Below are 26,261 nucleotides of genomic sequence, written 5' to 3'. Positions count from 1 at the left end.
CATCACTCCAGGAAAGGCATTCCATGAATTCGAAAATTGTCTCGCTGCGCGTTCTGCTCGCCGCCTCATCCACCCTGCTGCCGTTTGCCGCGCACGCACAGGAAATCACGCAACTGCCCCCGGTCGATGCAGATGCCGCAAATGCGGCCGATAGCGTGGGCACTGCTCCGGTGACAGGACGAGAATTGACACGCGAGGACATCAAGCGCCGCCACAACGCGACAAGCGATACCGGCGATCTGCTGCGCCAGTTGCCCGGTGTCAGCGCCAATTCGGGCGGCGGGTTCTCCTCGATGCCGGCTCTGCGCGGTCTGTCCGAGCAGCGACTGCGCATTACGGTTGATGGCGCGCCGATCGATCTGTCCTGCCCCAACGACATGAATTCGCCGCTGTCCTATACGGTTCCGCAGACGATCGAATCGATCCGGGTCGTGCCGGGCGTGGCGCCGGTCAGCATGGGCGGCGACAACATCGGCGGGATCATCTCGGTCGAGAGCGTAGCTCCCCGCTTCGCTAGCGACGGCACCACGCTGGTGACTGGTGAGGTTTCCGCGTTCTATCGTTCCAACGGCGATGGTTTTGGCGGCTCGGCGCTGCTGACGGTGGCGAGCGCCAACCTCAGTGCAACCTACACCGGCTCCTATACCCAGGCACAGCAATACAAGGCCGGTGGCGATCTCGGGCGGGTCCGCTCGACCGAATACGCCAAGACCGACCATGCCCTCGCCCTCGCGTTTCAGAACGATGCCGGGCTGTTCAAGCTGAAGGGTGGCTACCACTTTTCGCCCTATGAAGGCTTCGCCAACCAGGCGATGGACATGGTCTCCAACAAGTCGTGGTTCCTCAACGCCGGTTATGACGGAGAATTCGACTGGGGCTCGGTGAAGTTCACGGCTGATTACCGCGATACCGACCACGAGATGAACTTCCTGGAGGACAAGCTCCCCGGCGCCATGCCGATGATCACCGAGGTCCATACCTTCAGCACCGCGCTCAAGCTCGAACTGCCGGTATCCGCGCGTGACAAGCTGCGCTTCGGCGGCGAATACCACCACCAGTGGCTGAACGACTACTGGCCACCGGTAGCCGGCAACATGATGATGGGGCCAAACACCTTCGTGAACATCAATGGCGGCACGCGCGACCGCATCGGCGGGTTTGCCGAGTGGGAAGCCCACTGGAGCGACACGCTATCCAGCGTGATCGGCGCGCGGCTTGACCATGTCCGCATGAATACCGGGCAGGTCCAGCCCTATTCCACATCAATGATGAACATGCCCGACGCCACGGCGGCGGATGCTTTCAACGCGGTGGGACACAAACGCACCGACAACAACTGGAGCGCATCCGCGCTGCTAAGCTATGCGCCCACTTCAGGGGTCGCGATCGAGCTTGGCTATGCGCACAAGGCTCGTTCGCCCAATATCTATGAACGCTATACCTGGGGGCGCGGGACCATGGCGAGCCGGATGATCGGCTGGTATGGCGATGGCAACGGCTATGTTGGCAATTTGAACCTGAAGCCGGAACGCGCCGATACGGTCAGTGCGGCAATCGAGTTCAAGGGAACGGACGATACCTGGTCACTGCGGGTTTCACCGTATTACACCCACGTCAATGACTACATCGACGCCGCGTTCGTGAAGAATCTGACGCACCCGATGTCGGGCCTGCCGATGCCTTTTGTCCAACTGCAGTTCGCAAACCAGAAGGCTGAATTTGTCGGGGTGGACGTGTCTGGTCAGGTGGAGCTTTGGGATGGCGGCAAGGATGCCGGGACACGCCTCAGCGGGTCGCTGTCCTGGGTGCGCGGCCAGAACCTCTCCGATAATGCACCGCTCTACCATCAGATGCCCTTGAACGTTAAGGTCGCGCTCGACCACCGCCAGGGGCCGGTCGAAGCGGGCGTCGACCTCGAATGGGTGGCAGAAAAAACCCGTGTGGACGCCACCCGCAACGAACCGGTGACCAGCGCTTACGCCCTCGTCAACCTGCGCCTTGCCTACAACCTTGGGCCGGTAAAACTGAGCGTCGAGGCGGAAAACCTGTTCGACAAGGGCTACAACCTGCCGCTCGGCGGCGTATCGCTGGGCGATTACAAGGCGACCGGTGTGCTGCGGCCGGTGCCCGGTCGTGGGCGTTCGGTAAACTTTGGCCTCAGCGCCAGCTTCTGAGCATGAACACAGGCGGGCAACCAGATGGGGCATCGCAGGGTCATCACCCGATGGCCCTGCCTGACTGCCTGAAGGGTGCCCGCCTGATTGCCCTGTGCGCGACGACAATCTTGCATCTGCTTGTGGCCGCAACTCTTGCCAGCATCCTCGATTTCAGGCCCGATAATGCCAAGGATCGGGGGGCGGCTCTAACCGTCGTGACCCTGGCAGTGATACCGCCCGTGGCGATGCGAGAGGAAAGGGCAGAGCCGACGCCCGCCACTCTGCCGGCTCCATCATCGCACCTCCCAGAACCAGCGGAACGTCGGCCGACCAGAGCGCCAGGCGCAGAAACGTCATCGGCGCCAGGCTCGTCTGCCCCTGTCCCCGCGGCGTCCGAATCCGTGAAACCTGCCGAAATGAGCATTTCGGGTCCGGCTCCAGAAAGGCTTTCGACTGCGGCCGAACGGGAATCTGCACTCGAGCTCTACCGAGCCGCGCTTTGGCGACAGATCGATGCGCATCGGCCCCGTGGTGTCACCATGCGCGGAACTGCCATGATACGGTTCCGCCTTACACCCGACGGCGCGCTCATCGAATCTGCCGTTTCGCGAACCAGCGGCCTGATTCAGCTCGACAAGATCGCGCTTCGATCCGTGCGTCAGGCGGCGCCTTTCCCACGTGCTCCGACCGGCATCGCGGATACGCAGCTGACGTTCGAGATACCTATCAATTTTCGTTAGGCGGCCTGGACCGCAGGGACACTGCGGCAAGGACCTTCAGGCTTGGCGGCCGTTGTCGAAATGGGCGCTCAGCTGCCGCTTGCGCCCACCTTCCAGACCTTGAGCCCCAGCTTGCGCGCCTTGTCGACGAGGTTGGCGTTGATCCCGTTGCCGGGGCAGGCGATCACCGCCTTTGGCATGGCCTCGAGCATGGCATCGTTGCGGCGAAACGGGGCGGCTTTGCGGTAGCGTTCCCACTCGGGCCGGAAGGCAACATGCTGGACCTTGCGGTTGCGGGCCCAGAGCATCGCGATGTGTTCGCCCCCGGTCGGGTTGCCGCCGTGGAACAGGACCATGTCGGGATATTTGGCGTGAACTCGGTCGAGCACGTCCCAGATCCGCTTGTGGTCGGTGTAGTCAGGGCCAGCCGTGAAAGCGACGCGGGTTCCGGTTGGCAGCAGCGGCTCGATCTCGGCCTTGCGCTTGGCGGCGAGGAAGTCGCGGCTGTCGATCATCGCGGCCGTCAGGGTCTTGTGGTGGACGAGTGATCCGGTGCGCGGCGTCCAGGGCTTGCGGAAGTGTCGTTCGTACTGGTCACTGGCGGCTTCGCGCATGAATTCCAGGGCATTGCGGCGTTCGATCAGCGACAGGCCTTCGCGCAGGAGCCGTTCAAGTTCGACCGAGCGGACTTCCGAGCCATCCTGTTCACCCTGGCTGCGGCGCTGGGCATCCTCGTTGTCATCAAGTTCGCGCTGCACGCGGCCGGTGGCGCGGTGGAAGATGTTGACGGTCGACCAGCACAGTTCCTCAAGGTCAGGCTCGAGACGGGTGTCGAGCATGGTGGCGATCAGGGCGTCGAACATGTCGGCGATCGCACCGGACGCGATCCGCTCTTCGGGCAGCGGCCTGGGGTCGGCCTCGTCCGAGAAGGGGCGGTAGCCATAGAGGCTGAGTTCTTCGAGCAAGTGCGCCGTGGGGGAAGATGCGTGTTCGGGTTCGTGATCGTCATAGTCTTGCATGGGGTGCGCTCCTGATAGCGGAGCCGGGCGTTCTCCCGGCCTTCCTTCGCGCGTCCTCTGGTGACGGCCAGACCGGCGGCGCACCGGGAGCGAAGCGGACGGCCGCAGCGATCAGCGCAGGACGGCAAAGCCCGGGCTATTTTGCTTCGCGATGTAAAGGCGGGCCCCCGGCCCGCCGACGGAAAATAGCCCGGGCGGCGCCGTTGCTCCGCCGGACAGGCCGGCGCAGACGCGCATCGCAGGAAGGAAGGCCGAACGATCCGGCAGATGACTGACAGAAGCACCAACAGGACAGCCCGATCACCCGGACCGCTTGCTTCTCTTCCCGGTCTCACGCCTTGCGCAGCAAGGCTTCGTCCCCGCTACCGAGCTGCCGGGCAAGGTTGGCCGCCATAGCCTCGCGGGAGCATTGTCGCAGGTCGTCGTTGAAGTCGCCCAAGATCGGCATGAGTGGGATCACCTCGATGCCCGACGTGGCGCAGCGGTCGACGATGGCGGCAAAAGCTGCCTCGCCGGCCGTGTCGCGATCGCGGGCGACATAGAGGCGGTTTACGCCTGCCGGGAACAGGAAGGCTGCCAGGTGCGCGGACGACGTACAGGCCGCGAGAGGCATGGCCAGAAGACATGCTCGCAGGGAAAGCATGGTCTCGATGCCTTCGCCGATGATCATTCGCTCCGACGGCACGCCAAAGCGGACGGCATGGCCGAGAATGGCGCCCATGGTCTTTCGCGGATTGGCAACAGGCGCCTTGTCCTTACCGGACGGGTCGAGCCAGGTGCGATGAACGCCGGTGATCGCACCTGCATTGTCGGTGACCGCAGCAATCAGGGCTGGCCAACGCGTCGGCGTGTCAGACGGATCGTCACGGGACGGCCGGTAATGACAACCGGGATGGAACCGCAAGGCCGTGAGGTCCGCACCTGCTTCAAGGCCCCGGGACTGGAGGTAAGCTTGCGCGAGAGTGCCCGCGGTCGGATGGCTGCCCGACCAAAGCCGCAAGGCGGCGTCCCGCTGGCCTGAACTGATGCAACTGAGCCCTAAAGGACGCGATCGCGGCGCAGGGGCTGGAGCTTCCGGGAGGGAGAGAAAGCGACGGGCCTCGCTCAGGGCCTCCCGCATGCCGGCGGCCCGAACCGAGTGACCGATAATGTCGAGCAGGTCGCCATGATCGCCGGTGGCAGCATCGGTCCATTTACCGGCTGGGCCTTTCTCGCCATCGACCAAGCGGACATAAAGACTGCGCCCCGGTGCGTTGTCGACATTGCCGACCAGCCAGTAACGCCCCTCCCTGCACCCGTTCGACAGATAGCGGCGGCATACCGCCTCGGCCTGCTGGCCAAGGCGGCGGGATAATTCGGTGGCATTCATGAGGCAAAGCTCCTGCCGAACAGAGAAGGGGTAAGGATGCGATGCGCGGCCCGGGACCGGCAAATCGGCGCGGTCAGGCTACCCTGGCGCTCTCGCGGCGGGGCAGGATGCGCTCGAGAGGATAGCGCTCGAGCAGCCGGGCGAGGATGGCGGGGCCGTCGCTGCCGGTCGGCACGAACAGGCGCAGCTTCCACGAGACGATTTCGGAGATGAGCCCGATCGCCTTCAGCCGGTCGAGCGCCAGATCGCTGAAACCCGCAAGCTCGATGCGCGGAGTACCCATGGCGCGGACCTGCTGGAGGGTCTGCCCTTCGCGCAGTTGCAACGCCGCTTCTCCGGACATGAGCATGGCAAAGGCGGCATCGGGCGCGAGTGCCGGTGCCTCTTCCTCGATGATCGCGGCGACCCATGCTGGCGAGACCTTGCGCCCGACAAAGCGCTGCCCGTCATCGGTCTGGAGCCGGTATACCCGGGTGCTTTCGTCGGGCAGCTGCTTCCAGATCGGCAGCAACAGACCGCTGACCATGTGCAGGGTGCTGGTTTCAAACTCCGGGATCGTCGCCAGTTCGGCCGTCCAGGCTGTCCTGAACGCTGTTTCGTCGGCAGGCTCCCAGTGGCTTGCCGCCATGGCCTCAACCGGCACCGTGCTGGCCTCGCCCGGGCGCACCAGTCGAATGCGGGCTTCGACCGAACCGTCGTCGCGCATCATGCTGCGCGCGGGCATCTCGACCGCCGCGCGGCCCGAGCGCTGGTTGAAGAGCAGCCGTCCCTGGCTGCGTCCGGCAAGCTCAAGTGCTTCATCCAGCGTAACCGTCCGAGTGCGATCCTTGCGGGTGATGGTCAGCAGGTCGGTCACGGCGCCGGTGCCGGGATGGGTATAGATGGTCCGGCGTGAGGTCAGCGCGAAGCTCTCTGCGCGCAGGGTCTCTAGGCCGATTTCATAAGTGCCGCTGGCCATCGCGCCTTCGATCCGGCGGGAGAGCAGGTCTTCGAACGCGGTGAAGAGAATGTCCTGCAGCGCAATCGTCAGGGCCAGCATGCGGTTGAGGAAGGTCGTGATCGGCGGAAGCTCGTCGCGCAGCCCGCCGCCTTCGGCTTCAATGATCGATAGCCCGGTCGCCTGCTCGAACTGCTGGAGACTGCAGCCTTCAACCTTGCCGGCGGCAATCAGGGCATAAAGCTGGCGCAGGGCGTCGCGCGCATAGTGCGATTCCAGATTGTCCCCGGGCCGGAACATGTTCTGCCCGCCCGTCTGTCGCTGGCCGCGGGTGATGGCGCCAAGGCTGTCGAGCCGCCGGGCGATGGTCGAGATAAAGCGCTTCTGCGCCTTCACATCGGTCGTCACTGGACGAAACCGCGGCGGCTGCGCCTGGTTGGTGCGGTTGGTCCGCCCGAAGCCCTGGATGGCATTGTCGGCCTTCCATCCGGCTTCGAGCAGATAGTGGACCCGCAGCCGGCGGTTCCGGGCTCCCAGATCGGCATGGTAGGAACGCCCCGTGCCCCCGGCGTCGGAGAAGATGAGGATCCGCTTGGCATCGTCCATGAAGGCTTGGGTCTCGGCGAGGTTGGCGGACGTGGGACGGGTCTCGACGGCAAAGCGGACCTGCCCGCTTCCATCGCGGTGCGCGACAATGCGTCGTGCGCGGCCGGTCACTTCGGCGACCACATCCGTGCCAAAATGATGAAGGATCTGGTCGAGCGCGGCAGGCACCGGCGGCAAGGCGGCCAGATGCTCGATCATCTGCTGGCGGCGTGCGACCGCCTCGCGGCAGAGAACCGGCTGCCCATCCTTCCAGACCGGGCGCGATGACAGGTTCCCCTCCTCATCGCTGTAGGGCTCGAACAACTGCACTGGGAAGCTGTGCTCGAGGTACGACAGAACATATTCGCGAGGCGTGATGTCGACGCGGACGTCGTTCCACTCCTCGGTCGGAATGTCCGCCAGACGGCGCTCCATAAGGGCTTCCCCGGTCGAGACGATCTGCACGACGGCGGCATGTCCGGCGTCCAGATCCTGCTCGATCGCGGCAATGACGCTCGGACACTGCATCGCGGTGATCAGGTGGTTGAAGAAGCGCTGCTTCGCGCTTTCGAACGCCGAGCGGGCGGCCGACTTGGCCTGGGCGTTGAGCGTGCCGGTCGCCGAAGTGACGTTGGCTGCGGCAAGGGCTGCATCGAGGTGATTGTGAATGACCTGGAAGGCGGCGGCATAGGCATCGTAGATCCGCACCTGCTCGCCCGTCAGCGCGTGTTCGAGCATGTCATATTCGACCCCGTCGAACGACAGCGAACGCGAGGCATACAGCCCGAGCGCCTTGAGATCGCGGGCCAGCACTTCCATTGCCGCGACCCCGCCGTTCTCGATCGCCGCCACGAATTCGCCGCGCGTCGCGAAGGGGAAGTCTTCACCGCTCCACAGTCCGAGCCTCTGGGCATAGGCCAGGTTCTGGACCGTGGTCGCCCCGGTCGCCGAGACATAGACCACTCGTGCCGAGGGCAAGGCATGCTGGAGGCGCAGGCCCGCCCGGCCCTGCTGGGAGGGCGTCTGTTCGCCCCGACTGCCCTTGCCGCCGGCGGCATTGGCCATGGCATGGGCTTCGTCAAACACGATGACCCCGTCAAAATCGCAGCCGAGCCATTCGACAATCTGCGCCAGGCGCGAGGCCTTGCCTTCGCGTTCCTGCGAACGGAGGGTCGCATAGGTCGTAAACAGGATGCCTTCGGCAAGGCGGATCGGGCTACCCTGCCGGAAACGCGACAGCGGCGTGACCGGCAGGCGCTCCTGGCCGAGGGCCGCCCAGTCGCGCTGCGCGTCTTCCAACAACCGGTCCGACACCGAAATCCATAACGCGCGGCGGCGACCCTTGAGCCAGTTGTCGAGGATGATCCCGGCGACCTGGCGGCCTTTGCCCGCGCCGGTGCCATCACCGAGGAACCAGCCCCGCCGGAAGCGGACGGCGCCCTCCTGCTCCTCGCTCGCGGCCGACAGGACATCGAACGTCGCATCCACTGCCCAGGCTCCGGACAGAAATCCGGCATGGGCTTCCCCGGCATAGATCACTGATTCGAGCTGTGTGTCAGACAGCATGCCATCGGCGACCAGTCTCGCCGGGACATGCGGACGATAGTTGGGTGGCGGCGGTGCTACCGAGGCCATGGCCGCCGACTGGACCAGCGGCGTCGGATGGGGAACTGCGCCCGGGATGCGGAGCGACTGGAGCGTGTAAGGCTCGTAGATTGCCTCGCCCAGCTGGACGGTGTCTGCTGGGGCGCTTTCGAGCGTCTCATACTCGAGCTCGATCCCTTCGAGCGACGGGACATTGCCCTTCAGCGGGACCGCGACCACGGCAGGACGGCCATGCTGCATCCCGGTGGCGCGTCCATCCTGGGGCCCGACGATGTGGACGGGAACAGACGGCGTGCAGTCCGGCCGGGGCGACAGGTCGGCGAGGATCCAGTCGAGCAGGCTGGCAACGTCCGGGGCCATCCCGCGCGGCTCAGGGAAAGCAAGCGGATCGGCAGCAGGCAGCTTGTCGATCACGGTCAGGCGCGTGGCAATCGCGGTGCCGTGGGGCGCGAACACCTTGCCGGCAATCGCGGCGGTAAAGACGAGAGTGCCTGCCTGCTGGAGTTCAGCAAAGGCGTCCTGCCAGGCAGGATCATGGGGCGAGCAGTTCGCGCCGGTGATGGCGACAAGCCGCCCGCCGGGGGCAAGCCGCGCAAACGCCGAGCGCATGTGGCGCAAGGCTGCATCGCGGACCCGGCCCTTGACGTGGACCGCTGCCGAGAACGGCGGGTTCATCAGCACGAGGCTCGGTGACAGGTCGAGCTCCAGAAAATCGTCGATCTGGGCAGCGTCGTGGCGCGTGACCGGCAGGGTCGCAAACAGTCCGGACAACAGGTCAGCCCGGCCATCGGCCAGCTCGTTAAGGTGCAAACGGGCGCCCATGATCTCGGCGAGGATCGCCAGCATGCCGGTTCCTGCCGATGGTTCGAGAACCAGGTCACTGGGCGTGATCCGGGCTGCGACGGCGGCAACTAGCCCCAGCGGCAGGGGCGTGGAGAACTGCTGAAAGGCCTGTCCGTCTTCCGATCGCCGGGTCTGGGTCGGAAGCAGGTCGGCCAAGCGTTGGATGGCGGCGAGCAATGCCTGTGCTCCGCCCGGCCGCCTCAGCAGGGCTGCGCCATAGCGGCGCAGGAACAGGACCTGGGCCGCTTCGCAGGCTTCATAGGCAAGCTTCCAGCTCCAGCGCCCCTCGGCATCGCTGCCGCCGAAGGCTTCCTCCATGACCCGGCGCAACCGCGCGGTGGCAATGCGCTCGCCCCGCACCAGCAGGGGAAGGAGCGCGGTAGCTGCCGTGATCAGGCGACTGGGCTCGCTGTCTGCGGCGGCGGGGGGCCTTGCATGCGCGGCGCGCGGCAAGGCCGAGGCGGAAACGGGCAGAAGAGACATGACAGGGAACTCCGGACTGAAGGTTGCGGCCCGGCACGATCTCCCTCGATCCTGCCCGGGCTCGCTTGCGTCCCGGCCAGCCTCGTCCTCTCTGGTCCGCCGTGCAGGCGGACATGCGAAAAGGCCCGCCTCCGTGCGGGAATGCGCGGAAGCGGGCCGGTCCGGCAGCGCTGTTGTTCCCGTATGCTGGCGGTCAGGCGCTGAGGGCTGAAGGCTCCACCTGTTCGTGGCGGTCCGGATCGATGACAAAGCCGAACGCGCCGGGAGCGTATTCGCCGACCGGCACCCGGTAGTGTCGGACAGGCACTGCTCCGCGCGCACCGCCCATCGTCGCGACACAGTCGACCATTCCCGGATGGCTGTCCGACCGCACTGCCGAGATGACGATCCAGTTGGCCGCATGGACCTCGCGGAAACGGCGCTCGTCCTTGACGCGTGACTGGCCGGGGGCAAGCTCGATGTCGTGGATCGCCTCCCAGGCGTCCGGATAATAGGCGATCAGGCTTTCAGCCGCGATCCGTCGCTCCCGCGTAGTGAACAGGCGCGGGAAGGTGAAGGCTACCTTGGCCCAGTCGCAGTCCTCTTCGTACCAGCCATTGGCATGCCGCAGCAGCGGATGAACCGCGGCATTGCGTAGATCGTCGAGATGGAAGCCGCCATGCCCGGCGGTGGAGTGGCAACTGATCCCCTCACCATAGCGGCAGGATTGCTGGGCCGGACCCCACGGCGTCGACCGGCGTGGGATCATGGTCGGACGGGGAAGACCCCGCAATTCGCGGTGGTGCTCGGCAATCTCGGCAACGTGATCCCGGAATGCGGCCTCGTCGGCAACGATGCCGCACGAACCCCAGAAGTCCTCCTCGGTCCAGTCGGCCATCGTCTTCTTGAGCCGCCAGGCATTGGCGATGCGCAGGCCGGTCCGGACAGGAACTGCGATCCAGGAATGATCCTCTAGGCTTGCGGCGAGCAGACCTCCGGCGGTTCTGCCGAACACCGGTGCGGGATTTGTCCTGGGCGTCTTCACGCTGCCCTCCGTAGGGCGCCAAGTCCGCCCGTTTCGTCCGCTGCGGCAATGCTGAGGAAAGCGTTCGAATAGCGGTGGCGTGCCAGCCATTCGTGGGCTGAGGGCAGGTCTTCGGCCAGATGCTGAAGCTCGACCTTGCTGTTCCATTCGGTCAGGACCCGAACCATGCCGGGGCGCGGGCGCTCAAGGATGGCGAAGTCGAGCGGACAGGTGAGCTCGAAATGGCGGCTGACGGTGAGGATCGTCACGCCTTCGGAGCCGTATTCGCCGATCTTCAGCACGAACCCAGCGGACTGGAAGCTGCTGCCTATCAGGCGGCGCGGGTAGATGGCGACAAGCCGGCCAGCGCCGTTCCAGGTACGCCAGGCAGCCAGTTTGCGCCGGAAGCGCTCGGGCGGTCGGGGCTGGTCATTGGCAAAGCTTATCAGGCTGCCAAGCGGCGCGGTGTCGAAAAGGTCATGGGCATTCATCAGTCTGGTCCTGTGATCGGGGCGCTGCGGCGTCATCGCGCGCGCGCCGGAAAGGGGATGGGAAGTGGCCGGGACGCGAGCAGGCACATCCCGGCCCTCGGGGGTCACTCGGCCGCGATGGCCCACGCGTCGAAGCTGCCGTCTTCACCGTCCTCGGGCTCCCCGTCGCCGGTGAGGAAGGCTGGCAGGTCGTCACTCGCTGCGGTGCTGACTGCGCCAAGATCGACAAGATCGGCGATGCCCGGCGTGCGCAGCGGTTCGGGCAGCCATGCGCTGTCCTCGAGCAGGCGGGCTGCCTCGCGGGCCATGTCGCCTTTCTTGAGGTGATCGATCAGCGCTGCGGTCTCCTCGCCCCGGGCTTCGGTCACCGCAGCAAGGATGTGCGGCTTGGTCACCCGGCCGAGGTAGTTCTCGACGCCGGGCTTCCAGCCTGCGGCCACCATGTCGAGATCGACTGCGCGGGCGAGGACATGGGCATGCTCGATGCGCCGCGCCACCGTGTGGGCGGAAACCCTGCCATCGTAGCGGCTGGCCGGTTCCCACTGCGCATTGATGCCGAAAGCGGCGCAATGGGCGAACAGGGTTGCCTGGTCGGCGCCGGTCATGGACAGAAGAGCTGCCCAAAGATCGATGTCGTGCTCGGGCAGTTTGGCCTTCCACTGGTCATGCCGCGCGATGATCGCGCGGGCGCTCGTCGAATCCGCCATGCCCGGCGCCTGGTGCGGGAAGCCGGTGCGATGCACCGCCACGCCGAGACAGCTTTCCCGCGCTCCATGGTAGAACGTCTGGAGGACCATGGCATGGAGGACGACGGCAAAGGCCACGTCAGGGCGGTTCGCAACCGCATCCTGCAACGCCAGCGTGCGCTCGGCGGTCAGTTCGCAGACGAGCTTGTCGGGCAGCGGTTTGATGCTGCTCTCGTCTTCTTCGGGCTCGCCGGAAGGTTCGCTGCCCTGCGACGGTTCGCCGCCAAAGGGCCGATCGGCATCGACGCTTCCGGCATCGTGCCCATCTTCGCCGCCAGCATACCCGCCGTCATCCGGCATGTCCGAGTCAGGCTTCGGCTCATCCTCGGCGCGCACGAAGCCGCGTTCGACATGGAGCGATCCGTCGACATCGATGCTGATGAATACCCCAGCCATCGCCATGTCCTCGGGTGCAAATACCGGCGAGCGTTCCAGCAGCAGCGCCAGCTCCTGGTCGATCGCGGTCAGCCGCTGTTCGACCTCATCCGGGATCTCGGAGACACCCTCGTAGTCGTTCTCGATACCCGCAGCTTCGGCTTGCAAGGCTTCGACCCGGGCCTGTTCTTCCTGGGTGAGCTCGGCGGCCGTGCCGGTGATGACGCGCATGCCGTCGCGGTAACCCCAGGGAAAATCGACTGCCGTCGCCGCCCATTTCCAGCCTTCGGCTTCGAGCTTTGCCGCCTCTGCCTGCAAGCGGTCGGCGACCAGCGTGTCGAGCAGGTGCACGTCCTGCAGCCAGCCCCCGTGGTCATCCTCGAACAGGTCGCGCATGACGCTGCCGCCTGCGGCCTCATAGGCATCGAGCGTGACGAAGCGGACCCGCTTGTCGGAGGCGCGCACGGTATCTTCGGTCAGGCGCGAGCGGATATAAGCGGGCGAACGGTTGAAGCTGTGCGCCAGCATCTCCCAGACCTGCTCCTGCCGTTCGTGATCCTCGCAGACCGAGAAGGCCATCAGCTGATCGAGGGTCATCCCGTCATCGGCATAGATCGCGTGCAGCCGGGGCGAGACCGAGGCGAGCTTGAGCCGCTGGCGCACGACAGCCGACGTCACCATGAAATGGGCGGCGATGTCCTCGAGCCCCAGGCCCTGATCGCTCAGCACCTGCATGGCGCGAAACTGGTCGAGGGGGTGCAGCTGTTCGCGGTGGGTGTTTTCCGCCAGCGAGTCTTCTTCCGCAGAAATGTCGCTGCCCTCGCGCACCACGCAAGGGACGGGCTGGGTTTTCGCCATGCGCTTCTGCTTCACCAGCAACTCGAGGGCGCGGAAGCGGCGGCCGCCCGCAGGCACTTCGAACAGGCCGGTTTCCTTGCCGTCATCGTCAAGCTGGGGGCGGACATTGAGGCTCTGGAGCAGGGTGCGCCGGGCGATGTCCTCGGCCAGCGCCTCGATCGAGACGCCGGTCTTGACCCGCCGGACATTGGCCTGGCTCAGGACCAGCTGGTTGAAGGGAATGTCGCGCGACTGCGACAGGATGATCTTGGAAGCAGCACTTGCCATGTCAGGTCTCCGGTGGCGGACCGCCGGGAGCCTCTCTCCCAGCCCCTGGCCCGTCACGAAGCCCCCGGCTTCCCTTTCCCTCTATGGGGCGGGCGCCGCCTGCCCGGAGGCAGCGACGCCCTTGCCCCGATCCCGCCCATGGCCCGCGCGGAGACCTCAGGCCCCCCGGGCGAGGTCGGGCGCCGCCTCTTCCGCCCGTGCGAAGGCGAGGAGGAAGTCTGCGGCCTTTGAGGCGGCACTTGCGGCCCGCACGATGGCGCGGTTGTCCTCCCGCAGGATCGCCAGCCACGAACCGAGGTAGTCGGCATGGCGCACGCTGGGCTCGATCCCCAGCGCCGCGCAGACGAAGGCGCTCGTCATCTCCGCGCACAGTTCCTCCCGGCCATATTCAGGCGAGCCAAACCGGCCGGACTGAACGCGGGAGAGCCGGCTCGGATGCCCCGTCCAGTGCCCCAGTTCATGAAAGGCCGTGCGGTGCCAGTTGATCGGGTCGGGGAAGGCCTCGGGGCGCGGAATCTGGATGTAGTCGCGCGAAGGCACGTAGAAGGCCTCACCGCCCACGATGCGAATATCGGCGCCGGTGGCGCGGATCAGGGCGTCGGCCTCGGGCAGGATCAGCGAGCGGTCGACCGGCTCGATCGGCGCGCTCAAGTCCTCGGGCAGGCCTTCGCACTGGTCGGTCGAAAAGACCGTGTAGCGCTTCAGGAACGGGATCGTTCCGGGCATCCGGTCTTCCTCGCGGGCCCGTTCGCGCTCCTGCTGCGGCGTGTAGCGATGGGCATAGACCACGGTCATGCCCCGCTCGCCCTTGCGGACATTACCGCCAAGCTCCAGCGCTTGGCGGAAGGTGAGGAAGCGGTTGGTGGTGAAGCCGCGTTCGATCATCGCGCTCCACAGGATCAGGATGTTGATCCCGCTGTAGCGCGCGCGAGTGCTGGCATTGACCGGCAGGTCAAGGGCTGCTGCGGCCGAATCCCACGGCTGCACCCAGGGCACGCGCCCCTGCTCGAGCTGAATGATAATCCGGTCAGTGATGTCCTGATAGAGGTCGGTCCGCTCGGTTACGGAAGCGCTACGTGCGCGGAAAGATGCCATGGCCTGTCTCCTCGGACGGACCGGCCGGGGGCCACTCCCTCTGGCTTCGGCACCGTCACGGCCGAAGCCGCCAGGCTCTCACTCTCCAACACCGTTGCCAGCCATCGCGCGAGCGGCCAGCGAGATCGCCCGAACAGAAAGAGCGCACCCTGACAGAGGCGGGAAATGGCTTGCCAGATGCCTGGCAGACCGAACGGCGGGGCCGGTCGGCGTTCACAGGCTGCCATTGCTGCCATTCGCGCCGGGTCAGAGTGCGTGCGGGGCCCGATAGATAAAGCTACCGCGCCCTCAGGAGCAGGTCCGTCAGGACCTGCGGGATAGAGCGCGTCATCAGCCCCGCTCCGTTTCCAGGGGCGTTGCGGGGTGCCCCCGCAGATGGGGTAGGTCGGGACAGCGCAGCGTCTCCGACCGAGGGGAAGGCTTTCCCCCTTCCGGTATTGCAATCCCCATGTCGTCTTCTGCCACAGCGTCAACGGATGCACTGCAAACGATGGATGTTGATGCCATGGCCGAAATACTCGCCGCGGCAGCAATGTCGCGGCTTCCACTCATCGACGAATTCCTTTGCCCCTTGCTCACCGGTTATGATTATAGAGCGACATGGATAGCGTGGATTATGGAATTGGGGCCTATACGGCACTCGAGGCCGCCCGGATGGTCGGGATGAGCCAATCCACGCTTCGTCGCTGGTTGCTGGGCTATCAGCATGACAGCAAGCCGGAACCCGCGCTCTGGCATCCCCAGTATGAGCCTGACGAAGACGGCGTCCTCCTGGGTTTCCGCGATCTGGTCGAGGCGCGGATCGTTTATGCACTACGCAAACAGCGTATTGGCCTTCCAACGATCAGAAAGTGCATTGAACGGGCCCGGGAGATTGTCGGCGACGAGCGACCCTTCTCGACCAAGGCCTTCAGGACCGATGGGAAGACAATCTTTCTCGAGATAACCCGGGATCTCGATGAACCGGAGTTCATCGATCTCAGGAAAAGCCAGGGCGTCTTCAAGCGGGTCGTGGAGCCGAGCCTCCAGGATCTTGATTTTGGCCCGGGCGGGGCTGAACGCTGGTGGCTGCTTCACGGCAAGAAAACCGTCGTTGCCGATCCCACCCGCTCCTTCGGCCAGCCGATATTGGCCGAATGCGGCATATCGACGGCCCGGATGGTCGAGGCTGTCGCTGCCGAAGGCTCAGTAGAGCAAGCAGCGCGGGTCTATGAAATCAAGCCGCGCCTCATTCGTGATGCAATCGCCTACGAGGCGAGCATCGGCAACCGAAAGGCGGCATGAAGCTGCTCGTCGACAACAATCTGCCACCAAGGCTCGGCAGGGGCCTTGGGGCGTTTTTCGACGGCATGCATACGGTCGTCCATATCAAGGACAAGTTCGGGACGGGCAGCCTCAAGGACGAGGAGTGGATCGAACTCCTTGGCCGGGAAGGACGCTGGTGCGTGCTGACTGCGGATCGCAACATCGCCAGAAAACGACCGTCCCGACATATATTCTCGCATGCAGGCCTGATTGGCTTCTTTCCGGCACCTGCCGTGGCCAAATGGCCAATGGAACGACAATGCGCCCGGGTACTGACCCTGTGGCCCAAGCTGGTCAGCATCTCCGAGACAGTTGCCAGCGGCTTTTATGAGATCAGCGCGACCGGTGACCGCCTGCGCGCGATGTAAATCGCCGACAGAGATGTCGCATTGAATTCGGTCAGGCCGGGAATTCCCTCCGACTCATCTGCCGCTGCACATAAACGAGATCGATCAGCGAGCCGGAAATTCATCCGCCTACGCTGCAACAGCCGAACTTACGCGCGGCCTTCCGGAAAATTGGAGACAATGTGGAGACAGAGGCTCCGCGGGAGACCTTTGTCTCCAGGCCAAGACCGGTTGGCCTTGGCTTCAAAACGTTGGTTTTCTGGGAGAAAACTGGAGCGGGCGAAGGGATTCGAACCCTCGACCCCAACCTTGGCAAGGTTGTGCTCTACCCCTGAGCTACGCCCGCTCGAACGTATGCGGAGGCTCGCTCCGCCAGAGGCCGCGGCTGCTAGCATGAGCGCGGCGAAAAGCGCAAGCGGATTCGCGATTGGGGTTGGACGGGGCGCGCGGACTTCCCATATGAACGCCGGGAACCCACCTTCGTCTTTCGAAAAGGGCACGTATCTTGGCCACTCTCAGCACCCCCGAATCCGAGCGCGCTTCGATCGAGGCCTTCAAGCGCGACGTGATCGAGCCCTCGATGGGGTCGCTCGTCATCCTCGATTTCTATGCGGACTGGTGCGGCCCGTGCAAACAGCTGGCGCCCGTTCTGGAAAAGGTGGCGGCCGACTATGCGCCGCGCGGCGTGAAGCTGGTGAAGATCGACGTCGACAAGAACCAGATGATCGCCTCGCAGTTCCGCGTCCAGTCCATCCCGACCGTTTATGCGTTCTTCCAGGGCCAGCCGGTCGCCGACCTGACGCCGGCGCGCACCGAGCGCGAGCTTGCCCAGTTCCTCGACCAGATCCTGCCGCAGCTGCCGATCAGCGCGGCGGACGGCCATGACCGGTCGCTCGCCGCCTATGCCGAGGCCGCAGCCGCCGCGCTCGACGCGGGCGACTTCGCGCAGGCCGAGCAGCTCTATACGGCGCTGCGCACGGAAGAGCCGGAGCAGGAGGCGCACGCGATCGGCCTTGCCCGCGCCCTCGCCAACCTCGACCGGATCGACGAGGCCGAGGCGGCGCTCGCTGCCGTTGCCGCCGACAGCAAGGCGCCGGGGCTGGCGCAGGTGCGCGCCGCGATCGAGATGGCGAAGAAGCGCGTGCCCGCCGGCGCTGTCGCCGCGCTGGAAGCCGCGCTCGCCGCGAACCCGGACGACCACGCCAAGCGGCTGGAGCTTGCCGCCGCGCTCGCGGCGAACGGCGAGCGCGATGCGGCGGCGGAGCATCTGTTCGAGGTGATGCGCCGCGAGCCCGGCTGGAACGACAATGCGGCACGCGCGCAGCTGCTGAAGCTGTTCGAGGCGATCGGCCTTGAAGACCCGTGGGTGAGCGCCACCCGCCGCAAGCTCTCCGCGCTGCTGTTCTCGTGAGCGGTTTCGGGGCCAGCGCGCTGCCGGAGGTGATCCCGGTGTTCCCGCTGGAAAACGCGATCGTGCTGCCGCGCGGTCAGCTGCCCCTCAACATCTTCGAGCCGCGCTACCTCGCCATGGTGAAGGCGGCGATGGGCGGCGACCGGCTGATCGGCATGATCCAGCCGAAGGAGGACGGCAGCCTGTTCGAGATCGGCGGGCTCGGCCGCATCACCCAGTTCACCGACCCGGAGAACGGCCGCCTGCTGATCGTGCTGACCGGCGTCACGCGGTTCCGCATCGCCGGGGAACTCGACGCCGCGACGCCGTACCGGCAGGTGCGCGCCGACTACAGCGGCTTTACCGAAGACTTTCAGGCGCCGCAGCCGATGGCGGCGGTGCTGCGCGCCGACCTCGAGACGACGCTGCGGACGTATCTCGACACGCAGGGCCTCTCCGCCGACTGGGAAGCGGTTTCCGGCGCCGACGACGAATCGCTGGTGAACACGCTCGCCGCCGTCTGCCCGTTCGACGTGGCGGAGAAGCAGGCGCTGCTGGAGGCGAAGACGGTGCCGATCCGCGCCGCGACGCTCTGCGCGCTGATGACGCTGGCGCAGCCCGGCGCCGAGAACGGATCGGGGCTGGTGCATTGAGCCGCGATGTCGATCCCCGGCTGCTCGCCATCCTCGTCTGCCCGCTCACCAAGGCGCCGCTCAGCTACGACCGCGAGAAACAGGAACTCGTCAGCAAGGCGGCGGGGCTTGCTTACCCGGTGCGCGACGGCGTGCCGGTGATGGTGATCGAGGAAGCGCGGGAACTCGGCGAGGCCGAGGGTTAAGGCAGGTCGCCGCGCAGCAGCGACGGCAGATCGCCCGAGGCGCCGCGCGCTTCGGCCATGAAGAAGCGCTTCAGCGGCGGCAGGCGGTGAACGCCCGCGAGGCCGAGGCGGCGGACCAGTGCGGCGGGGCGGCCGGGAAGTGCGAACAGCTTGTTGAGCACGTCCGTCGCGCCCATCACCGACATGCTGTCGAAGCCGCGCCAGCGCTGATAGCGCGCGAGCACCTGCGGATCGCCGAGGTCGAGCCCGAGCCGCACGGCTTCGGCAAGCACATCGGCGAGCGCGGCGGAATCGCGAAGGCCGAGATTGAGGCCCTGTCCGGCGATGGGGTGCATACCGTGTGCGCTGTCGCCTACGAGGATCAGGCGGCGGTCGGTGTAGCGTTCGGCATGGTGGAAGCCGAGCGGGAAGGAACTGGGCTTCGCGGCGAGACGCACCTGCCCCAGAAAACCGCCCATGCGCTTGTCGATCTCGGCAACGAAAGCACGCTCCGGCAGCGCCAGCGTGGCCGCGGCATCGCGCTCGCGCACCGTCCACACGATCGCCGAGCGCGTGCCCGGCAGCATCGGCAGCACCGCGAACGGCCCCGCCGGATAGAACAACTCGAACGCGACGTTGCCGTGCGGTACCGCGTGCTCGATCATGCCGACGATCGCGGTCTGGTGATAGCTCCACGCGGCGATGCGGATGCCCGCATCCTCGCGGATCTTCGAGCGGCGGCCGTCCGCGGCGATGAGCAGCGGCGCGGTGAGCGTGCCGCCGCTCGCGAGACGGACGGTGACGCCGCTGTCCGTGCGCGCGATTTCGGCTGCCGCATCGGGCGCGCGGACATCGACGTGCGGCGAGGCCGAACCGGACGCGACCAGCGCCATGCGCAGGTGGCGGTTTTCGAACATGTAGCCGAGCGGTTCGCCGGACGCGTCGCCGGTACCGTCGAAATGGAGGTGCAGCGGCGAGAGACCGTCCGTCACACGAATCTCGCGGATCGGGCAGCCTTTCGGCGCGAGTTCGGTATCGAGACCGAGCGCGGCGAGCATCCGCCACGTCGCGCTGGCGATCGCCGACGCGCGCCCGTCGAAGCCCGCGGCCAGCGTCGCTTCGAGGTCGGCGCTGTCGATGACGGCCGAGCGGATGCCGGACGCTGCCAGCGCGAGCGCCGTCGTCATGCCGACGAGGCCGCCGCCGATGATGATGGTGTCGTGGGTGTGGCGCATGGCCGAAGCCTAGCCGCACATCGTGAGCCGCGAAAGGGCATCAAGATTGCCTGTTTTTCAGGCGCACGTCTTTTGAAGCCTATTTATTGGGCAGTCTTGCACTGAAAACCGGCGGAACTGCGCCATTCTGCGCTTGGCATGGAATTTGAAGAGACTCCCGCGAGACGCATCTCGCGTCTCTGCTCGCTCGGGAACCTGGATTTTTCAGGACCGTTCCTGTCGGCCGGCCTCACCGCCGGCCGACTTTTTCTTGACCCCGGCGGCCCACGGACTCAATCTTAGGCATGTTCGCGGGATGTTCCGCGAACGGGGGCGTAACGGCGGGGTCGGCAAAGGGTCATGGCGCGCGGGGCAGCAGGCAAATCGACGGCGATCATGCCGCAGAGCTGGGTGGCGGCGCTGGAGCGCGCGGCCGTCGTCGCGGGCGGCGGCGTGCTGGTGATGGCCGCGCTGGCGCTGGCGCTGGCGCTCGCGAGCTACGACAGCGGCGACCCCTCGTTCAACCGCGCCACGATCGCGGCACCGCAGAACTGGCTGGGGCATACCGGCGCCTATGCGTCTGACCTGCTGTTGCAGCTCGCGGGGCTCGCCAACTTGCTGCTCGTGCCGGTCCTCGCGCTGCTCGGCGTGCGGCTGATCCAGCGGCGCGGCATCGAGGGCTGGCGACGCCAGCTTGCCGCGACGCTCGGCGCGGTGCTGCTCACCGCAACGGCGCTGGCGCTGCCGGGGCGCGACTTCCTCAGCGATCTCCCCGCGGGCGCCGGAGGCATCGCGGGGCTCCTGCTCGGTCGCATCCCCGAAGCCGCGACGGGCCTCCTGCCGCCGGACGTGAATCCCGCGGCCGTGACGGCGCCGGTCGGCGTGCTGCTCGGCCTCGCGGCGCTCGCCCTGTTCTTCTACGCGCTCGGCATCAGCCGGGAGAATCTTGCGGCGCTTCGCGCGCGCCTCGCCGAGCGCAGCAGCGAGCGCGCCGATGCGCCGCCGTCACGCCCCGCGCCGCGCGCGCAGCCGCGCCGTGACGCGCCGCGCGACGCCGAGACCGTACCGGAAACCGCGGCCGCGCCGACCAAGCGCATCGTCACGCCCGAGAAGAAGGCCGCGCCGTCGAAGCGCGAGGCGCGCGAGAAGCAATCGCGGCTCGACCTGCGCGATTCGTTCCAGTTGCCGCCGCTGTCGCTGCTGACGCCGCCGCCCAAGGCCGCCGCGCGCAAGATCGACGCCGCGAGCCTCGAGCAGAACGCGCGCCTGCTCGAATCCGTGCTCGACGACTTCGGCGTGAAGGGCGAGATCGTCGAGGTGCGCCCCGGCCCGGTCGTCACCATGTACGAACTCGAACCCGCCGCGGGCATCAAGGCGAGCCGCGTGATCGGGCTTGCCGACGACATCGCCCGCTCGATGTCGGCGCTGTCCGCGCGCATCGCCGTGGTGCCGGGCCGCAACGTCATCGGCATCGAGCTGCCGAACGTGAAGCGCGAGACGGTGTCGCTTTCGGAGATGCTGTCGTCGGACGCGTTCGAATCGCAGAACGCCGCGCTGCCCATCGTGCTCGGCAAGGACATCGCGGGCGACCCGGTCGTCGCCGACCTCGCGCCGATGCCGCACCTCCTCATCGCGGGCACCACCGGCTCCGGCAAGTCGGTGGGCCTCAACGCCATGATCCTGTCGCTGCTCTACCGGCTCAGCCCGCGCGAGTGCAAAATGATCATGATCGACCCCAAGATGCTGGAGCTTTCCGTCTACGACGGCATCCCCCACCTGCTTTCCCCGGTCGTCACCGAGCCGCCGAAGGCGATCCGCGCGCTCAAGTGGGCGGTGGAGCAGATGGAGGACCGCTACCGGATGATGGCGTCGGTCAACGTCCGCTCGCTCTCCGGCTTCAACGCGCGCGTCAAGGAGGCGCGGGCGAAGGGCGAGCCGTTCGTGCGGCGCGTCCACACCGGCTACGACAGCGAGACCGGCCAGCCGATCTACGAGACCGAGACGCTGGAGTTCGACACGCTGCCGCTCATCGTCGTCGTCGTCGACGAGCTTGCCGACCTGATGATGACGGCGGGCAAGGAGGTCGAGTTCCTGATCCAGCGCCTCGCGCAGAAGGCACGCGCGGCGGGCATCCACCTCATCATGGCGACGCAGCGGCCTTCGGTGGACGTCATCACCGGCGTCATCAAGGCGAACCTGCCGACGCGCATCAGCTTCTCCGTCACCTCCAAGATCGATTCGCGCACCATCCTCGGCGAGCAGGGCGCCGAGCAGCTTCTGGGCAAGGGCGACATGCTCTACATGCCCGGCGGCAAGCAGATCGCGCGCGTGCACGGGCCGTTCGTGTCCGACGAGGAGGTGGAGCGCGTCGCCATCCACTGGCGCGAGCAGGGCGCCCCCGAATATATCGCCGCCGTCACCGAGGAGCCGGAAGGCTCGGACGGCCAGTTCGGCCTGCCGATCGACGAGGACGATGCCGAGGCCGGCCTCTACCGCCGCGCCATACAGGTCGTCGCGGAAAGCCAGAAGGCCTCGACATCGTATCTCCAGCGCCAGCTCCGCGTCGGCTACAACAACGCCGCGCGCCTCATCGAGCGCATGGAGAAGGACGGCTACGTCGGCACGCCCGACCACGTCGGCCGCCGCGAAGTGCTGATCGACCCGGACGGAAACCGGATCTGATCACGGCATCGCCGGTTCAACGCCGGTTCAAGCGCGATGCGGCACTATCCTCGCGTATTTGCCGCGCCTGCGCGCCGGCGCTATCAGGATTCGCAATGAAAAAAGCCCTTATTGCCCTTGCCGCCACCCTCGGCCTCGCGGTCCCCGCCGCCGCCTCGATTCCCGAGGTGAGCGCGCATCTCGCCGCGACGCGCACGATGACCGCCGATTTCCGGCAGACCGCCGAGAGCGGCGCGGTCGCGACCGGGAAGCTCACACTCGCCCGGCCGGGCAAGGTGCGCTTCCAGTATCAGAAGGAGGTGCCGTTGCTGGTGGTGGCGGACGGGCGCAACCTCACCATGATCGACTATCAGGTGGCGCAGGTCTCGCGTTATCCGATCAAGCAGACGCCGCTTTCGGTGCTGCTCGATGCGGACGCCGACCTTTCGCGTTTCGCGCGTATCGTATCCTCGACGCCGAAGGCGCTGACGGTGGAGGCGAAGGACGCGAAGCACCCCGAATACGGCGTCATCACCCTCTTTTTCGATCGCGACAAGGCCGCCCCCGGCGGACTCGAGCTGAAAGGCTGGCGCGTGCTCGACGCGCAGGGCAACACCACGCGCGTCGATCTCACCAACATCGCGTTCAACGTGCCCGTGAACGACAATGCCTTCCGCTACCGCGACCCGCGCCCGCGTAGCCGCCCCGGCAGCCGCTGAACGGAGATTCGGAGGCGGAACGGTCGAATTTGCTGATCAAGCGACGGCCCGTTCATTGAAGCGACAGCATCGGGCACCTAAATTGCGTTCAGTCGGCTGGTGTTCGGGATTTGCCCCCTGTTGCCCGGACCCGCCGCCGACTTGCGTGACGAGCGCAAAAGGGCCCCCGTCTTCTCCTCGAAGGCGGGGGCCTACGCATTTCTGAGCCCTTTGCGTCGGCGTTCGGCCTTGCTAAGCCGCTCGCCATGCCCCGTCTCAAGATCGCCAGCTGGAACATCAACTCCGTCCGCATCCGCCTGCCCATCATCGCGCAGCTGGTGCGGGACGAATCGCCCGACATCATCTGCCTTCAGGAAACCAAGGCGCAGAACACGGATTTCCCGCTCGCCGCGATCCAGCGACTCGGCTACCCGCACGTGATCCTGAACGGCCAGCGGATGCACCACGGCGTCGCCATCCTTTCGAAGCTGCCGCTCGTCGAGGAGCGCCGGTTCGACTGGCAGGACAACGGCGAGGCGCGCCACATCGGCGTGCGGCTGCCGAATGGCATCCTGCTCGAAAACGTCTACGTGCCCGCGGGCGGCGACATCCCGGACCGCACGCTGAACCCGAAGTTCGGGCAGAAGCTGGATTTCGTGCAGCGCATGACGCGCTGGTCCGAACGCTTGCGCGATCCCACGATCATCCTCGGCGATTTCAACATCGCGCCGCTGGAATGCGACGTCTGGAGCCACAAGGCGCTGCTCGACGTCGTCAGCCACACGCCGGTCGAGGTGGAGGCGCTCACTGGCCTGATGCAGAGCCACGACTGGGTGGACGTGGCGCGCACGCACGTGCCCGCGCCGGGGCGGCTCTACACGTGGTGGAGCTACCGCAACAGGGACCACACCGTGAACGACCGCGGGCGGCGGCTCGATCACGTGTGGGTCTCCCCCGCGATGAAGGACACGCTCACGGGCTTCCGCGTGCTGGAGCCCGCGCGGAGCTGGGAGAAGCCCTCCGACCACATCCCGCTCGTCGCGGAGTTCACGCTTTGACGAGCGCCGCGCAAAGCGCCGAACACGCGATCGACGCGCTGCGGCGCGGCCACCCCGTGCAGGTGACGGACGGCGCGGCGGCGATCGCCGTGCTCGCCATCGAACTCGCCGATCCCGAATCGCTTGCGACGTTCGAGGGCGAGGCCCGTGCGAACGTGCTGCTCACCGACAAGCGCGCCGCCTTCCTCGGCCTCGGCAACCAGCTCGCGGCGGCGGGGATGCAGGCGGTGCTGGTCGAGCGTGCGCCGTGGCTCGACCTCGATACGGCGCGCGCGGTCGCCGACCCGGTGCTCGACCTCGCGACGCCGATGAAAGGCCCGTTCCGCAGCCTGCCGCCGGGGCGCATCGAACGCGCCGGGCGCGCCGCGCTCAGCCTCGCCAAGCACGCCGGGCTGCTGCCCGCGCTGTTCGTGATCGAGGGCGGGCAGGCGGACGACACGGTGGCTGCGGCCGACATCGAGCGTTTCGCCGAAACCGGCGCGCTGAAACTGGTGAGCCGCGCGCGCCTGCCGATCAAGGCGCACGAGAAGACCGAGATCGTCGCCTTCCGCCTGCCGGGCGGGCCGGAGCATCTCGCGCTGCTGATCGGCGACCCCTACGCCGCGACGCCGCTGGTGCGCCTGCACAGTTCCTGCCTCACCGGCGACCTGCTCGGCTCGCTGAAGTGCGATTGCGGCGACCAGCTCCACGCCGCGCTCGACGCCATCGCGGCATCGGGCGGCGGCATCCTGCTCTATCTCCAGCAGGAGGGGCGCGGCATCGGCCTCATCAACAAGCTGCGCGCCTATGCGCTGCAGGACCAGGGTTTCGACACGGTGGACGCCAATCTGCGCCTCGGCTTCGAGATCGACGAGCGCGAGTTCGCGCTGGCCGCGAACATGCTGAAGGCGCTCGGCTTCGGCACCATCCGCCTGCTCACCAACAACCCCGCGAAGGTCGCGGGGCTGGAGGCGGAAGGGATCAGCGTCGCCGAGCGGCTGCCCCTCAAGGCCGGCGAGGGTGCGCACAACGAGGCGTACCTGCGCACCAAGCGCGACCGCACCGGGCACATGCTTTGAGCGCCATCCGCGTCGACACAGCTGCCCGCACGCTCACCGCATTCGGCAACACCATACCCTGCCTGATCGGCAAGGCGGGCGCCGCGGATGCCGCCGACAAGCGTGAAGGTGACGCCATGACGCCGCGCGGCACCTACGCCGTCCGCGCGCTGCTGGTGCGGCCGGACCGAATGCAAGCGCCGAAAACCGCACTGCCGTGGCGCTGGCTGCACCAAAGCGACGGCTGGTCCGACGACGTGCGCGACCCCGCCTACAACCGGCCGGTACGCCACCCGCATCTCTTCTCGGCCGAGCATTTGTGGCGCGACGACGGGCTTTACGACCTCATCGTCATCCTCGGCCACAACGACGCGCCGCCCGTGCCGGGCATGGGCAGCGCCATCTTCCTGCACTGCACGGCGGAAAAGCCCTATACGCAGGGCTGCGTCGCGGTTTCGCGCGATGCGTTGCTGGCGCTTGTCGGGCGGCTTTCACCGGCCGATACGATCGCGATCGCCTGAGGGGCGCTGCCGGTTTTCAGTTCGCCGCGTGCCTGCCGGATGATCTGCCAGCCGCCGCTGACGCCAAGCCCCGCGAGGATCGCCGCAACCGCCAGATCGGGCCACGCCGTGCCCGTGCCGAACACGCCGAGCGCCGCTGCCACCACGGCGATGTTGCCGATCGCGTCGTTGCGCGAACAGATCCACACCGAGCGGCGGTTGGCGTCGCCGTCGCGGTGCCGCCACAGCATGACCGCGCAGGCGAGGTTGGCGAGAAGCGCGAGCACGCCGACGATGCCCATCGTCTCCGCCTTCGGCAGCGTGCCCGCCGCCGCCATCCAGACCGTGCTGCCGAGCACCCAGAGGCCGAGCAGCAGCAGCGACGCGCCCTTCAGCAGCGCCGCGCGGGCGCGCCACTCGAGCGCCATGCCGGCGACGCCGAGGCTGATCGCGTAATTGGCGCTGTCGCCCAGGAAATCAAGCGCATCGGCCTTCAGCGAGGCGGAGTGCGCCGCGACGCCCGCCGCGATCTCCACCGCGAACATGCCGGCATTGATCGCAAGCGCGATCCAGAGCACCCGCCGCCACGCCTTGTCCTCGACCGGCGCTTTCGTCTCACAACCGCCGCAACATCCGCCCGCCATGCATCACCCTCGATTTTTCCGGCACGGCGCCTCATATGC

21 protein-coding genes and 1 tRNA gene are annotated in these 26,261 nt (G+C 66.7%); 12 read left to right on the top strand and 10 right to left on the bottom strand.

Annotated elements, in window-relative coordinates; genetic code table 11:
• Positions 1-23: 23 nt before the first annotated feature.
• The gene (locus PE061_RS06545; RefSeq protein WP_271258307.1) at positions 24-2,174 is read left to right on the top strand and encodes a TonB-dependent receptor plug domain-containing protein; all 2,151 of its coding nucleotides are present in this window, start codon (positions 24-26) and stop codon (positions 2,172-2,174) included.
• Between the two features lie 383 nt (positions 2,175-2,557).
• Positions 2,558-2,896, top strand: a complete 339-nt coding sequence (locus tag PE061_RS06540; protein ID WP_271258306.1) for an energy transducer TonB family protein — start codon at positions 2,558-2,560, stop codon at positions 2,894-2,896.
• A 68-nt stretch (positions 2,897-2,964) separates the two neighbouring features.
• On the opposite strand, the gene PE061_RS06535 is transcribed toward PE061_RS06540, so the two are convergent.
• The 7 genes from PE061_RS06535 to PE061_RS06505 form a co-directional block, all read right to left on the bottom strand.
• Entirely contained in the window at positions 2,965-3,894 is a 930-nt protein-coding gene (locus tag PE061_RS06535) for a DUF2493 domain-containing protein (RefSeq protein ID WP_271258305.1), read from the bottom strand.
• A 331-nt stretch (positions 3,895-4,225) separates the two neighbouring features.
• Positions 4,226-5,263, bottom strand: coding sequence for a DUF7146 domain-containing protein (locus tag PE061_RS06530; protein ID WP_118072626.1), 1,038 nt, complete (start codon positions 5,261-5,263; stop codon positions 4,226-4,228).
• 73 nt (positions 5,264-5,336) lie between these two features.
• Positions 5,337-9,716 carry a strawberry notch-like NTP hydrolase domain-containing protein gene (locus PE061_RS06525; RefSeq protein ID WP_271258304.1) on the bottom strand — a complete coding sequence of 1,460 codons (4,380 nt, stop codon included), beginning with the start codon at positions 9,714-9,716 and terminating at the stop codon, positions 5,337-5,339.
• Between the two features lie 193 nt (positions 9,717-9,909).
• On the bottom strand, positions 9,910-10,740 hold the full coding sequence (locus PE061_RS06520; protein WP_118072624.1) for a DUF7007 domain-containing protein: 831 nt from the start codon (positions 10,738-10,740) through the stop codon (positions 9,910-9,912).
• Positions 10,737-11,210 carry a hypothetical protein gene (locus tag PE061_RS06515; RefSeq protein WP_271258303.1) on the bottom strand — a complete coding sequence of 158 codons (474 nt, stop codon included), beginning with the start codon at positions 11,208-11,210 and terminating at the stop codon, positions 10,737-10,739. The genes PE061_RS06520 and PE061_RS06515 overlap by 4 nt, the downstream gene beginning before the upstream one ends.
• Positions 11,211-11,314: 104 nt before the next feature.
• The gene (locus PE061_RS06510; RefSeq protein ID WP_271258302.1) at positions 11,315-13,456 is read right to left on the bottom strand and encodes a ParB/RepB/Spo0J family partition protein; all 2,142 of its coding nucleotides are present in this window, start codon (positions 13,454-13,456) and stop codon (positions 11,315-11,317) included.
• A 156-nt stretch (positions 13,457-13,612) separates the two neighbouring features.
• Positions 13,613-14,551 (bottom strand): ArdC family protein, encoded by a 939-nt coding sequence (locus PE061_RS06505; protein WP_271258301.1) that lies wholly within the window; start codon positions 14,549-14,551, stop codon positions 13,613-13,615.
• Between the two features lie 600 nt (positions 14,552-15,151).
• On the opposite strand from PE061_RS06505, the gene PE061_RS06500 reads away from it, so the two are divergent.
• A complete protein-coding gene (locus tag PE061_RS06500) occupies positions 15,152-15,835 on the top strand; it encodes a hypothetical protein (protein ID WP_118072620.1) in 684 nt (227 codons plus the stop codon).
• On the top strand, positions 15,832-16,224 hold the full coding sequence (locus PE061_RS06495; protein ID WP_118072619.1) for a hypothetical protein: 393 nt from the start codon (positions 15,832-15,834) through the stop codon (positions 16,222-16,224). The genes PE061_RS06500 and PE061_RS06495 overlap by 4 nt, the downstream gene beginning before the upstream one ends.
• Before the next feature lie 250 nt (positions 16,225-16,474).
• Here the strand turns inward: PE061_RS06495 and PE061_RS06490 are convergent.
• Positions 16,475-16,549 (bottom strand) — tRNA-Gly (locus tag PE061_RS06490).
• A 234-nt stretch (positions 16,550-16,783) separates the two neighbouring features.
• Between PE061_RS06490 and PE061_RS06485 the strand changes: the two genes are divergently transcribed.
• The 3 genes from PE061_RS06485 to PE061_RS06475 are packed head-to-tail and all read left to right on the top strand — an operon-like array spanning position 16,784 to position 18,431.
• A complete protein-coding gene (locus tag PE061_RS06485) occupies positions 16,784-17,614 on the top strand; it encodes a tetratricopeptide repeat protein (protein ID WP_420794393.1) in 831 nt (276 codons plus the stop codon).
• The gene (locus PE061_RS06480) at positions 17,611-18,246 is read left to right on the top strand and encodes an LON peptidase substrate-binding domain-containing protein (RefSeq protein ID WP_271258299.1); all 636 of its coding nucleotides are present in this window, start codon (positions 17,611-17,613) and stop codon (positions 18,244-18,246) included. The genes PE061_RS06485 and PE061_RS06480 overlap by 4 nt, the downstream gene beginning before the upstream one ends.
• On the top strand, positions 18,243-18,431 hold the full coding sequence (locus PE061_RS06475; RefSeq protein WP_271258298.1) for a Trm112 family protein: 189 nt from the start codon (positions 18,243-18,245) through the stop codon (positions 18,429-18,431). The genes PE061_RS06480 and PE061_RS06475 overlap by 4 nt, the downstream gene beginning before the upstream one ends.
• On the opposite strand, the gene PE061_RS06470 is transcribed toward PE061_RS06475, so the two are convergent.
• Entirely contained in the window at positions 18,428-19,645 is a 1,218-nt protein-coding gene (locus PE061_RS06470) for a UbiH/UbiF/VisC/COQ6 family ubiquinone biosynthesis hydroxylase (protein WP_271258297.1), read from the bottom strand. The two genes, PE061_RS06475 and PE061_RS06470, sit on opposite strands and share 4 nt — an antisense overlap.
• A gap of 339 nt (positions 19,646-19,984) precedes the next feature.
• On the opposite strand from PE061_RS06470, the gene PE061_RS06465 reads away from it, so the two are divergent.
• From PE061_RS06465 to PE061_RS06445, 5 genes are all read left to right on the top strand, one after another.
• The gene (locus PE061_RS06465) at positions 19,985-22,306 is read left to right on the top strand and encodes an FtsK/SpoIIIE family DNA translocase (protein ID WP_271258296.1); all 2,322 of its coding nucleotides are present in this window, start codon (positions 19,985-19,987) and stop codon (positions 22,304-22,306) included.
• Positions 22,307-22,401: 95 nt separating this feature from the next.
• Positions 22,402-23,004 carry a LolA family protein gene (locus PE061_RS06460; protein WP_271258295.1) on the top strand — a complete coding sequence of 201 codons (603 nt, stop codon included), beginning with the start codon at positions 22,402-22,404 and terminating at the stop codon, positions 23,002-23,004.
• 245 nt (positions 23,005-23,249) lie between these two features.
• Positions 23,250-24,041, top strand: a complete 792-nt coding sequence (locus PE061_RS06455) for an exodeoxyribonuclease III (RefSeq protein WP_271258294.1) — start codon at positions 23,250-23,252, stop codon at positions 24,039-24,041.
• Positions 24,038-25,099 (top strand): GTP cyclohydrolase II, encoded by a 1,062-nt coding sequence (gene ribA / locus PE061_RS06450; RefSeq protein ID WP_271258293.1) that lies wholly within the window; start codon positions 24,038-24,040, stop codon positions 25,097-25,099. Before PE061_RS06455 ends, ribA begins: the two co-directional genes overlap by 4 nt.
• Entirely contained in the window at positions 25,096-25,599 is a 504-nt protein-coding gene (locus PE061_RS06445) for a L,D-transpeptidase family protein (protein ID WP_271258292.1), read from the top strand. The genes ribA and PE061_RS06445 overlap by 4 nt, the downstream gene beginning before the upstream one ends.
• Here PE061_RS06445 and PE061_RS06440 read toward each other — a convergent pair.
• Positions 25,509-26,222: a cation transporter gene (locus tag PE061_RS06440; protein WP_271258291.1), complete on the bottom strand. Its 714-nt coding sequence runs from the start codon at positions 26,220-26,222 to the stop codon at positions 25,509-25,511. The genes PE061_RS06445 and PE061_RS06440 overlap by 91 nt on opposite strands.
• Positions 26,223-26,261: the final 39 nt, after the last annotated feature.

It is taken from the genome of Sphingosinicella microcystinivorans (genome assembly GCF_027941835.1).
Taxonomy (GTDB): Bacteria; Pseudomonadota; Alphaproteobacteria; order Sphingomonadales; family Sphingomonadaceae; genus Sphingosinicella.
The sequence above is the reverse complement of the archived record's forward strand: the minus strand, read 5'-3'. Positions and strand labels throughout refer to the sequence as shown.

Coding starts and splice junctions, on each gene's coding strand:
- PE061_RS06545 (WP_271258307.1), top strand. CDS start 24: ATGAATTCGAAAATTGTCTCGCTGCGCGTTCTGCTCGCCGCCTCATCC.
- PE061_RS06535 (WP_271258305.1), bottom strand. CDS start 3,894: ATGCAAGACTATGACGATCACGAACCCGAACACGCATCTTCCCCCACG.
- PE061_RS06530 (WP_118072626.1), bottom strand. CDS start 5,263: ATGAATGCCACCGAATTATCCCGCCGCCTTGGCCAGCAGGCCGAGGCG.
- PE061_RS06525 (WP_271258304.1), bottom strand. CDS start 9,716: ATGTCTCTTCTGCCCGTTTCCGCCTCGGCCTTGCCGCGCGCCGCGCAT.
- PE061_RS06515 (WP_271258303.1), bottom strand. CDS start 11,210: ATGAATGCCCATGACCTTTTCGACACCGCGCCGCTTGGCAGCCTGATA.
- PE061_RS06510 (WP_271258302.1), bottom strand. CDS start 13,456: ATGGCAAGTGCTGCTTCCAAGATCATCCTGTCGCAGTCGCGCGACATT.
- PE061_RS06505 (WP_271258301.1), bottom strand. CDS start 14,551: ATGGCATCTTTCCGCGCACGTAGCGCTTCCGTAACCGAGCGGACCGAC.
- PE061_RS06500 (WP_118072620.1), top strand. CDS start 15,152: ATGGATAGCGTGGATTATGGAATTGGGGCCTATACGGCACTCGAGGCC.
- PE061_RS06495 (WP_118072619.1), top strand. CDS start 15,832: ATGAAGCTGCTCGTCGACAACAATCTGCCACCAAGGCTCGGCAGGGGC.
- PE061_RS06485 (WP_420794393.1), top strand. CDS start 16,784: ATGGGGTCGCTCGTCATCCTCGATTTCTATGCGGACTGGTGCGGCCCG.
- PE061_RS06470 (WP_271258297.1), bottom strand. CDS start 19,645: ATGCGCCACACCCACGACACCATCATCATCGGCGGCGGCCTCGTCGGC.
- PE061_RS06465 (WP_271258296.1), top strand. CDS start 19,985: ATGGCGCGCGGGGCAGCAGGCAAATCGACGGCGATCATGCCGCAGAGC.
- PE061_RS06460 (WP_271258295.1), top strand. CDS start 22,402: ATGAAAAAAGCCCTTATTGCCCTTGCCGCCACCCTCGGCCTCGCGGTC.
- PE061_RS06455 (WP_271258294.1), top strand. CDS start 23,250: ATGCCCCGTCTCAAGATCGCCAGCTGGAACATCAACTCCGTCCGCATC.
- PE061_RS06440 (WP_271258291.1), bottom strand. CDS start 26,222: ATGGCGGGCGGATGTTGCGGCGGTTGTGAGACGAAAGCGCCGGTCGAG.